Consider the following 8,924-nt stretch of genomic DNA (forward strand, 5'->3'; position numbering starts at 1 on the left):
CATCAGCCAGACCGCGTGGCTCCCTTCGCGGGCAAGCCTCGCTCCCACAGGTGAAATGCAAGAATTCAGGAAAGGTGCTTTATGACCACAGCCAATGTTTACCAACAACGCCCAACCACCGGGGCCAAGGCCGAGTCGTCGCTGCATCACGCCGACCTCGCCAGCCTGGTGGGCAAGGGCCGCAAAAGCGCCGGAGTGACCGTGCGTGAGAAAAAACTCCTCGGCCACCTGACCATCCGTGGCGATGGCCACGATGCTGCCTTCGCCGCTGGCGTGCACAAGGCCCTCGGTATCGAATTGCCGGGTGCGCTGACCGTCGTCGTCAAAGGCGAAACCAGCCTGCAATGGATGGGGCCGGATGAATGGCTGCTGATCGTGCCGACCGGTGAAGAATTCGCCGCCGAGCAAAAGCTGCGCGAAGCGCTGGGCGATCTGCACATCGCGATCACCAACGTCAGCGGCGGCCAGCAGATCCTCGAACTGAGCGGCCCGAACGTGCGCCAGGTGCTGATGAAGTCCACCAGCTACGACGTGCACCCCAACAGTTTCCCGGTGGGTAAGGCCGTGGGCACCGTGTTTGCCAAGTCGCAACTGGTGATCCGCCATACCGCCGAAGACACCTGGGAACTGCTGATTCGTCGCAGCTTCTCGGATTATTGGTGGTTGTGGTTGCAGGATGCGGCTGCCGAATACGGCCTAAGCGTTCAGGCGTAATGATCGTTCCCACGCTCTGCGTGGGAATGCATCCCGTGACGCTCCGCGTCACATAAAGGCGGACGCAGAGCGTCCATGGCGGCATTCCCACGCAGAGCGTGGGAACGATCAGAGGAGAAACACGACTATGAGCCGCGCCCCAGACACATGGATTCTGACCGCCGACTGCCCAAGCGTTCTCGGCACCGTGGACGCGGTGACCCGCTTTTTGTTCGAGCAGGGCTGCTACGTCACCGAGCACCACTCCTTCGACGACCGGCTCTCGGGCCGTTTCTTTATTCGTGTGGAATTCCGCCAGCCTGATGGCTTCGACGAACAAGCCTTCCGCGCAGGCCTGGAAGAGCGCGGCCAAGCCTTCGGCATGATCTTCGAACTGACTGCGCCGAACTACCGGCCAAAAGTGGTGATCATGGTTTCCAAGGCCGATCACTGCCTCAACGATTTGCTCTACCGCCAGCGCATCGGCCAGTTGTCGATGGACGTGGCCGCCGTGGTTTCCAACCACCCGGACCTCAAGCCGTTGGCGGAATGGCACCAGATTCCGTACTACCACTTCCCGCTGGACCCGAACGACAAACCGTCGCAGGAGCGTCAGGTCTGGCAAGTGATTGAAGAGTCCGGCGCCGAACTGGTGATCCTTGCCCGATACATGCAAGTCCTGTCGCCAGAGCTGTGCCGCAAACTCGACGGCAAGGCGATCAACATCCATCACTCCCTGCTGCCGGGTTTCAAGGGCGCCAAGCCCTATCACCAGGCCTACAACAAGGGCGTGAAGCTGGTCGGCGCGACGGCGCATTACATCAATAACGACCTGGACGAAGGCCCGATCATCGCCCAGGGCGTAGAGGCCGTGGATCACAGTCATTACCCCGAAGACCTGATCGCCAAGGGGCGGGATATTGAAGGGCTGACGCTGGCACGGGCTGTTGGTTATCACATTGAAAGACGAGTGTTTTTGAACGCCAATCGCACGGTCGTTCTTTAGATCGCCTTCGCGGGCAAGCCTCGCTCCTACAGGTGATCGAGTACCTCTGTAGGAGCGAGGCTTGCCCGCGAAGAGGCCCTGACAAACAACGCAAAAAGACACAGGCAATAACCCGAGCAATCAACGCGCCGCCGCTGTCTGGCGACGCGACCGCTACATAAAAACAACAGCGAGGTGAAAGCATGTCTGGCAATCGTGGTGTGGTGTATCTCGGCAATGGCAAGGTCGAAATACAGAAAATCGACTATCCCAAAATGCAGGACCCGCGCGGCAGGAAGATTAACCATGCTGTCATCCTGCGCGTGGTTTCCACCAACATCTGTGGTTCGGACCAGCACATGGTGCGCGGTCGTACCACCGCCCAGACCGGCCTGGTACTGGGTCACGAAATTACCGGTGAAGTGATCGAGAAGGGCAGCGACGTCGAAAACCTGCAAATCGGCGACCTGGTTTCCGTACCGTTCAACGTGGCTTGCGGGCGCTGCCGTTCCTGCAAGGAAATGCACACCGGTGTGTGCCTGAGCGTTAACCCGGCGCGTCCCGGCGGTGCTTACGGTTACGTCGACATGGGCGACTGGACCGGCGGCCAGGCTGAATACGCGATGGTGCCGTACGCCGACTTCAACCTGCTGAAACTCCCTGACCGTGATAAGGCCATGGAAAAAATCCGTGACCTGACCTGCCTCTCCGACATCCTGCCCACCGGTTACCACGGCGCAGTGACGGCCGGCGTTGGTCCAGGCAGCACCGTGTACATCGCCGGTGCCGGCCCGGTCGGTCTGGCGGCTGCCGCTTCCGCTCGCCTGTTGGGCGCGGCAGTGGTGATCATCGGTGACGTCAACACCGTCCGCCTGGCGCACGCCAAGGCGCAGGGTTTCGAAATCGCCGACCTGTCCCTGGACACCCCGCTGCACGAACAGATCGCTGCACTGCTGGGCGAGCCAGAAGTGGATTGCGCCGTCGACGCCGTAGGCTTCGAAGCGCGCGGTCACGGCCATGACGGCGTGAAACACGAGGCTCCGGCCACTGTGCTCAACTCGCTGATGGGCGTGGTTCGGGTTGCCGGCAAGATCGGTATCCCAGGCCTGTACGTGACTGAAGATCCAGGTGCAGTCGACGCCGCCGCAAAAATGGGCAGCCTGAGCATCCGCTTCGGTCTGGGCTGGGCCAAATCCCACAGCTTCCACACCGGCCAGACCCCAGTGATGAAGTACAACCGCCAGCTGATGCAGGCGATCATGTGGGACCGTATCCACATTGCCGACATCGTCGGTGTGGAAGTCATCAGCCTGGATGACGCGCCACGTGGTTATGGCGAGTTCGATGCGGGCGTGCCGAAGAAGTTTGTAATTGATCCGCATAAGTTGTTTAGTGCGGCGTAAAAATCACTGGTGAAAAAAAGGCAACCCTTTGGGGTTGCCTTTTTTCATTGAATATCAGGGCATTCAGATGTTATTTGAATGCGCACTTGTTCAGGTCTCCGGCCTTGGGATCACAGTCATCGCCCTTCCAGTTACCACCATCAGGTTGGGTGGGCTTGCCTGTTGCCAAGACTAGCGATGCGCTTGTATCTGCCTTAGATAGAGTACTTAAATATTGGCAGACGACTCTAGCATTGCTGTTGTCCTTGTCTTTGAGACGCGCGCCGCTAAATATCAGTTTTTTAATATCATCTCCACTAACACTGGTTGGATCAACGTCAACTGTCAGCAGGCCATTCGGTCCCGCCACTTTGAATTCGCCATTTTCTTTATAAAACGACGCGGCGGACGGGCAGGTATCAGCATAGGCAGTGCTCGTCAGAGCCAAGGTGGTAAGAACGCCGAAAGCTAGTTTCTTAAACATTGGGTTGTACTCCGTTACATGGTTGGAGTGCTAATGCTATGGAGATATAAATCTGTCGCCAACTGTCAGATCTGACAGTTCTTTAGATCGTTTTTTATTTCATTATTTGTTTTTTAGAGGATATTTGAATAACTGTGCTTGGGCTAATAGCAATGCGCGGCGATCATTGGATCGCCGCGTCCATGTTTGCGAATGAAGTGGAACGATAGAAATGAGCCGAAACGGAGTTGGTAGAGTATTTACTCAGCGCGTACCTGCACAGCCTGCATTCCCGTTCTCCCCTTTTCCGCAACAAAACTTACGGTTTGTCCCTCATTGAAACTGTTGTAACCGCCTGATTCTATCGCTTTGAAATGTACGAAAAGATCATCGCCTCCGTCTTTTGGTGTGATGAATCCAAAGCCCTCTGTATCACTGAACCATTTAACCGTGCCTATTTGTCTGTTCGATATATTAATGCTTCCTACGTGTTCGAAACGAGGAGGTGTTAGCGGCTATGTAGCGGCCAATACCCAGTTACCGTTGTCACGAATTAAGCTTAAGTTACGCTGCGGATGAGTCGCAACTGTCAGATCTGACAGGTATTTAGATAAGTTCGATGTAATGAGAATATTTTTAATAGCGCACATGTACTTCGATTCGGTGGTAAAAATGCCTACGGCTATAAGGAACGACGCCCCCAAACCCCGGTCAAACCGGCAGTTTTCCCGTCCGCTCACGGGCGGTTTTCATGGCGCAAGAGGATGTCTGGATGAAGATTTCACGCGGTTTTGCACTGGCTTCGCTGATGACCCTCGCGGCCAGCCCGGTCTTCGCCGGTTTCAGCCTGGAAGATGTGACCAAAGCGGCCTCGAGCATGCAGGGCGGTAACGCAGCCACTGCCGCCGCACCGACGCAGGAAACTGCCGGTCTGCTCGGCGCCCTGACGTCGCAGTTGAATGTAAAACCCGAGCAAGCCGTCGGTGGCACTGCGGCGATGTTGGGGCTGGCCAAGAATCAGTTGAGCTCGACTGACTATTCGGAATTGGCGAAAAGCGTACCGGGTATCGACAAGCTGTCCGGCGGCGGTCAACTGGGTGCCCTCGCTGGATTGCTCGGATCGTCCGGTAAATCGGCCGGTCTGGAAAACGCGTTGGGCGCCGTAAAGAACACTAACGATCTGAACAATGCTTTCAGCGCATTGGGGATGGACAGCGGCATGATCGGCCAGTTTGCCCCGGTGCTTCTGCAGTACCTCGGTCAGCAGGGCGTTGGCGGTTCGCTGCTGGAAAGCCTGGGCGGGATCTGGGGCGCCGGCACCGGTAGTTGATCTAGCGATACCCGGCGCGTAAAGCGTCGATGCGTTGATCCTTCTCGATCCAGAGCTGGTTGACCCAGTTCTGGATCGTTTCGCGAAACACCGGATCGTTTTCGTAATCGCCTTGCCACAGCGCCGGGTCGAGTTCGCGGGTCTTGATATCGATAATGACCTTCGGCACGTTGCCGCTGATCAAGTCCCAAAACCCCGGAATCTTCTGCTGCGGATACACCACCGTCACATCGAGCACGGCGTCCAGCTGTTCGCCCATTGCCGCCAATACAAACGCCACGCCGCCGGCCTTGGGCTTGAGCAGGTGAGTGAACGGTGACTGCTGCTGAGCGCTTTTCGCCGCGGTGTATCGGGTGCCTTCCAGGTAATTGACCACGGTCACCGGCTGACGCTTGTACAGCTCGCACGCCGCTTTGGTGATGTCCAGATCCTTCCCGGCCAACTCAGGGTGTTTCGCCAGGAATGCCTTGGTGTAGCGCTTCATGAACGGATAGTCCAAGGCCCACCATGCCAGGCCCAGAAACGGTACCCAGATCAGTTCTTTCTTGAGGAAGAACTTGAAGAACGGTGTACGGCGGTTGAGTGTCTGGATCAGCGCCGGGATATCGACCCAGGATTGATGGTTGCTGATCACCAGGTACGCCGTGTCGCGGCGCAAGTCATCGCCGCCACGGATGTCCCATTGGGTGGGGATGCACAACCGGAAAATCAGCTTGTCGATTTCGGCCCAGGTTTCGGCGATCCACATCACCACCCACGAGTCGTAGTCGCGAAAGCGTCCGGGCAGGATCAGTTTGAGCAGGGCAAACACCATCAGCGGCCCGAACAGGACCAAGGTGTTGAGCAACAGCAGCAGGGTAACGAAACAGCCGGTGAGCAGGCGGCGCATAAGTAACTCTTGAAAGCATTTGGGCGCGCAATGATAAGCAGCTTCGGGCGACAGGCCAAATCGGCGGTGACGAATGTTTCACCTTCGCGTGGGTATGCTGGTCCTGCCGTGATCATGCCGGCCCCATCGCGAGCAGGCTCGCTCCTACAGGATTTGTGTGTTGAACCTATTATCTGTGAACGACAGAGATCCCTGTGGGAGCGAGCCTGCTCGCGAAAGATTTCAAGAACGAACGAATTGCTCACTGACGGTCTAAAATCCCGCAGCCCACTTCTTATGGATGCCCATCACGTGAAATCCCTCCTTGCACTGCTTTCCCTCGTGGCCCTGCCGGTCCTGGCCGCTGAGCCGACGCTGTACGGGCGTTACGAATACATTGCGCTGCCGGAAATCGGCGGCGAAGTCCTTAAAGCCAAAATGGACACCGGCGCCCTGACGGCGTCGCTGTCGGCCAAGGACATCGAAACTTTCACCCGTGACGGCGACGAGTGGGTGCGTTTCCGCCTCGCCACCAAAGATGCGAGCAACAAGGTCTACGAGCACAAGGTCGCGCGGATCAGCAAGATCAAGACCCGCTCCGAAGAAGACGAGGATGACAAGGAGGCCATCGAGCCCACCAAGCGTCCGGTGGTCGATCTGGAACTGTGCCTGGGCAACGTCAAGCGCACCGTGGAGGTCAACCTCACCGACCGCAGCAGCTTCAATTACCCGTTGTTGATCGGTGCCAAGGCCTTGCGTGAATTCAACGCGGCGGTAAACCCGGCGCGGCGTTTCACGGCCGACAAACCCGACTGCTGATTGACGGAATGTGAGGCTTGGGGCACCGTTCGCCCACTTAACTGCCGGGCTCGGACGCCATGCCTCATATCCTGATAGTCGAAGACGAAGCGGCGATTGCCGACACCCTGATATTCGCGTTGCAGGGCGAGGGGTTCACCACCACTTGGTTGAGCCTCGGCGCGGCGGCGCTGGAGCACCAGCGCCAGACCCCGGCCGACCTGATCATTCTCGACATTGGCCTGCCGGACATCAGCGGCTTTGAGACCTGCAAGCAGCTGCGGCGTTTCAGTGAAGTGCCGGTGATCTTCCTCAGCGCCCGTGATGCGGAAATCGACCGCGTGGTGGGCCTGGAAATCGGCGCCGACGACTACGTGGTCAAGCCGTTCAGCCCGCGGGAAGTCGCGGCGCGGGTCCGGGCGATTCTCAAGCGCATGGCGCCGCGACCGGTGGCCGAAGTCTCATCGACGTTGTTTCGGATCGACAGCGAACGCGTGCAGATCAGCTACCGCAATCAGCCATTGAGCCTCACGCGGCACGAATTCCGTCTGCTGCAATGTCTGCTGGAACAACCCGAACGGGTCTTCAGTCGCGAGCAGTTGCTTGATGCGCTGGGTGTCGCCGCCGATGCCGGTTACGAGCGCAGCATCGACAGCCACATCAAAAGCGTGCGCGCCAAATTGCGTCTGGTGAAGGCCGACGCCGAGCCAATCCAGACCCATCGCGGCCTCGGCTACAGCTACAGCCCGGGGCACAACTGATGCCGTTGGGGATCCGGATCTTCCTGGTCTACGTGCTGTTCATCGGCCTGACCGGTTACTTCGTGCTCAACACCGTGATGGAAGAAATCCGCCCCGGGGTGCGTCAGTCCACTGAAGAAACTCTGGTCGACACCGCCAACCTGATGGCCGAGATCCTGCGCGACGACTTCAAGGCCGGCACCCTCAACCAGAACCGCTGGCCCGAACTGCTCAAGGCTTACGGCGAGCGGCAGCCAAAGGCGAGTATCTGGGGCTTGCCGAAGAACCAGGTCAACCACCGCATCTACGTCACCGACGCCAAAGGCACCGTGGCGCTGGACTCCAGTGGCGCAGCGGTGGGGCAGGATTACTCGCGCTGGAACGACGTCTACCTGACGTTGCGCGGTGAATACGGCGCGCGTTCCACCCGCAGCGATCCGAACGATGCGAGCTCCTCAGTGATGCACGTCGGCGCGCCGATTCGCGACAACGGCCAAATTATCGGCGTGGTCACCGTGGCCAAGCCCAACAGTTCGTTGCAGCCTTACGTTGATCGCACCGAACGTCGATTGCTCGCCTATGGCGCGGGGCTGATCGGCTTGGGTCTGCTGTTCGGCGCGTTGTTGTCGTGGTGGTTGAGCGCGGCGCTACGGCGGTTGACGGCTTATGCGCAGGCGGTGAGTGAAGGCCGGCGCGTCGAGGTGCCGCATTATCGTGGCGGGGAGCTGGAGCAACTGGCGACGGCGGTGGAACAGATGCGAACGCAGCTGGAAGGCAAAGCCTACGTCGAGCGTTATGTGCACACCCTGACCCATGAATTGAAAAGCCCACTGGCGGCGATTCGTGGTGCGGCGGAGTTGCTGCAAGGTGAAATGCCGTTGGCTCAGCAACAACGTTTCGTCAGCAACATCGACAGCGAAAGTGTGCGGATGCAGCAGTTGATTGAACGGTTGCTGAACCTCGCCCAGGTTGAACAGCGCCAAGGGCTGGAAGAGCGGGTGGCGGTGCCGTTGGCAGGTCTGGTGAATGAGTTGCTGAACGCCCAGGCCGCGCGGATCGAAGGAAAAAAGTTGCGCGTGGAACAGCTAATTGCGTCGGATATGAATCTGCTTGGCGAGCCGTTTCTGTTGCGTCAGGCGTTGGGGAATCTACTGGAGAACGCTTTGGATTTCACGCCTGCTAAGGGTGTGCTGCGGTTCAGTGCCGAGCGTGTCGGGGAACAGATCGAGTTCAGACTGTTCAACCAGGCCGAAGCGATTCCGGACTATGCGTTGCCGCGTTTAAGTGAGCGTTTTTATTCGCTGCCGCGTCCGGACAGTGGGCGCAAGAGCACCGGGCTGGGGCTTAACTTCGTGGAAGAGGTGGTCAAGTTGCATGGCGGGTCGTTGAGCATTGGCAATGTCGAGGGTGGTGTTGAAGTCAGGTTGCGCCTGGCTTAGGACCGAGTTGCGGCCTTCGCGAGCAAGCCCGCTCCCACAGTTGATCTGTGGGGGGGCTCAGGTTTTGTATTCACGGTAGAACCCATGTGGGAGCGAGCTTGCTCGCGATATAGGTAGTCCGTTCCTTTCTCTTCCATACTGATATCGCTGGAAGTCAGTTGTCGGCGAGGAAGGAACATGCACCTGTGGGCTACGAATATGCTCGCGCAGCACTCGATGATTACGC

The 8,924-nt window shown here is 58.3% G+C and carries 10 protein-coding genes; 7 read left to right on the plus strand and 3 right to left on the minus strand.

Annotated features, from left to right (window positions below; genetic code table 11):
* Positions 1-81 precede the first annotated feature (81 nt).
* The 3 genes from EYC95_RS12670 (at position 82) to fdhA (ending at position 3,081) form a co-directional block, all read left to right on the plus strand.
* Positions 82-714 carry a sarcosine oxidase subunit gamma gene (locus EYC95_RS12670; RefSeq protein ID WP_131060661.1) on the plus strand — a complete coding sequence of 211 codons (633 nt, stop codon included), beginning with the start codon at positions 82-84 and terminating at the stop codon, positions 712-714.
* 127 nt (positions 715-841) lie between these two features.
* Positions 842-1,699 (plus strand): formyltetrahydrofolate deformylase, encoded by an 858-nt coding sequence (purU, locus tag EYC95_RS12675; RefSeq protein WP_131060662.1) that lies wholly within the window; start codon positions 842-844, stop codon positions 1,697-1,699.
* Positions 1,700-1,881: 182 nt separating this feature from the next.
* Positions 1,882-3,081 (plus strand): formaldehyde dehydrogenase, glutathione-independent, encoded by a 1,200-nt coding sequence (gene fdhA, locus EYC95_RS12680; RefSeq protein WP_123368613.1) that lies wholly within the window; start codon positions 1,882-1,884, stop codon positions 3,079-3,081.
* Positions 3,082-3,151: 70 nt separating this feature from the next.
* Here the strand turns inward: fdhA and EYC95_RS12685 are convergent, their stop codons facing one another.
* Positions 3,152-3,544 (minus strand): hypothetical protein, encoded by a 393-nt coding sequence (locus EYC95_RS12685; RefSeq protein WP_131060663.1) that lies wholly within the window; start codon positions 3,542-3,544, stop codon positions 3,152-3,154.
* 239 nt (positions 3,545-3,783) lie between these two features.
* Positions 3,784-3,996: a cold-shock protein gene (locus EYC95_RS12690; RefSeq protein WP_131060672.1), complete on the minus strand. Its 213-nt coding sequence runs from the start codon at positions 3,994-3,996 to the stop codon at positions 3,784-3,786.
* A 299-nt stretch (positions 3,997-4,295) separates the two neighbouring features.
* On the opposite strand from EYC95_RS12690, the gene EYC95_RS12695 reads away from it, so the two are divergent.
* Positions 4,296-4,853 (plus strand): DUF2780 domain-containing protein, encoded by a 558-nt coding sequence (locus tag EYC95_RS12695; RefSeq protein ID WP_131060664.1) that lies wholly within the window; start codon positions 4,296-4,298, stop codon positions 4,851-4,853.
* Between the two features lies 1 nt (position 4,854).
* Here the strand turns inward: EYC95_RS12695 and EYC95_RS12700 are convergent, their stop codons facing one another.
* A complete protein-coding gene (locus tag EYC95_RS12700) occupies positions 4,855-5,742 on the minus strand; it encodes an acyltransferase (protein ID WP_131060665.1) in 888 nt (295 codons plus the stop codon).
* A 291-nt stretch (positions 5,743-6,033) separates the two neighbouring features.
* Here EYC95_RS12700 and EYC95_RS12705 point away from each other — a divergent pair, with 291 nt between their 5' ends.
* The 3 genes from EYC95_RS12705 to creC are packed head-to-tail and all read left to right on the plus strand — an operon-like array spanning position 6,034 to position 8,698.
* Positions 6,034-6,540, plus strand: a complete 507-nt coding sequence (locus EYC95_RS12705; RefSeq protein WP_165557454.1) for an ATP-dependent zinc protease — start codon at positions 6,034-6,036, stop codon at positions 6,538-6,540.
* 59 nt (positions 6,541-6,599) lie between these two features.
* Positions 6,600-7,280 (plus strand): two-component system response regulator CreB, encoded by a 681-nt coding sequence (gene creB / locus EYC95_RS12710; RefSeq protein ID WP_131060667.1) that lies wholly within the window; start codon positions 6,600-6,602, stop codon positions 7,278-7,280.
* The gene (creC, locus tag EYC95_RS12715; protein WP_131060668.1) at positions 7,280-8,698 is read left to right on the plus strand and encodes a two-component system sensor histidine kinase CreC; all 1,419 of its coding nucleotides are present in this window, start codon (positions 7,280-7,282) and stop codon (positions 8,696-8,698) included. The genes creB and creC overlap by 1 nt, the downstream gene beginning before the upstream one ends.
* Positions 8,699-8,924 lie beyond the last annotated feature (226 nt).

Origin of the sequence: Pseudomonas sp. BGI-2 (genome assembly GCF_004310295.1) — a bacterium.
Lineage (GTDB): Bacteria > Pseudomonadota > Gammaproteobacteria > Pseudomonadales > Pseudomonadaceae > Aquipseudomonas.

Coding starts and splice junctions, on each gene's coding strand:
- EYC95_RS12670 (WP_131060661.1), top strand. CDS start 82: ATGACCACAGCCAATGTTTACCAACAACGCCCAACCACCGGGGCCAAG.
- purU (WP_131060662.1), top strand. CDS start 842: ATGAGCCGCGCCCCAGACACATGGATTCTGACCGCCGACTGCCCAAGC.
- fdhA (WP_123368613.1), top strand. CDS start 1,882: ATGTCTGGCAATCGTGGTGTGGTGTATCTCGGCAATGGCAAGGTCGAA.
- EYC95_RS12685 (WP_131060663.1), bottom strand. CDS start 3,544: ATGTTTAAGAAACTAGCTTTCGGCGTTCTTACCACCTTGGCTCTGACG.
- EYC95_RS12695 (WP_131060664.1), top strand. CDS start 4,296: ATGAAGATTTCACGCGGTTTTGCACTGGCTTCGCTGATGACCCTCGCG.
- EYC95_RS12700 (WP_131060665.1), bottom strand. CDS start 5,742: ATGCGCCGCCTGCTCACCGGCTGTTTCGTTACCCTGCTGCTGTTGCTC.
- creB (WP_131060667.1), top strand. CDS start 6,600: ATGCCTCATATCCTGATAGTCGAAGACGAAGCGGCGATTGCCGACACC.
- creC (WP_131060668.1), top strand. CDS start 7,280: ATGCCGTTGGGGATCCGGATCTTCCTGGTCTACGTGCTGTTCATCGGC.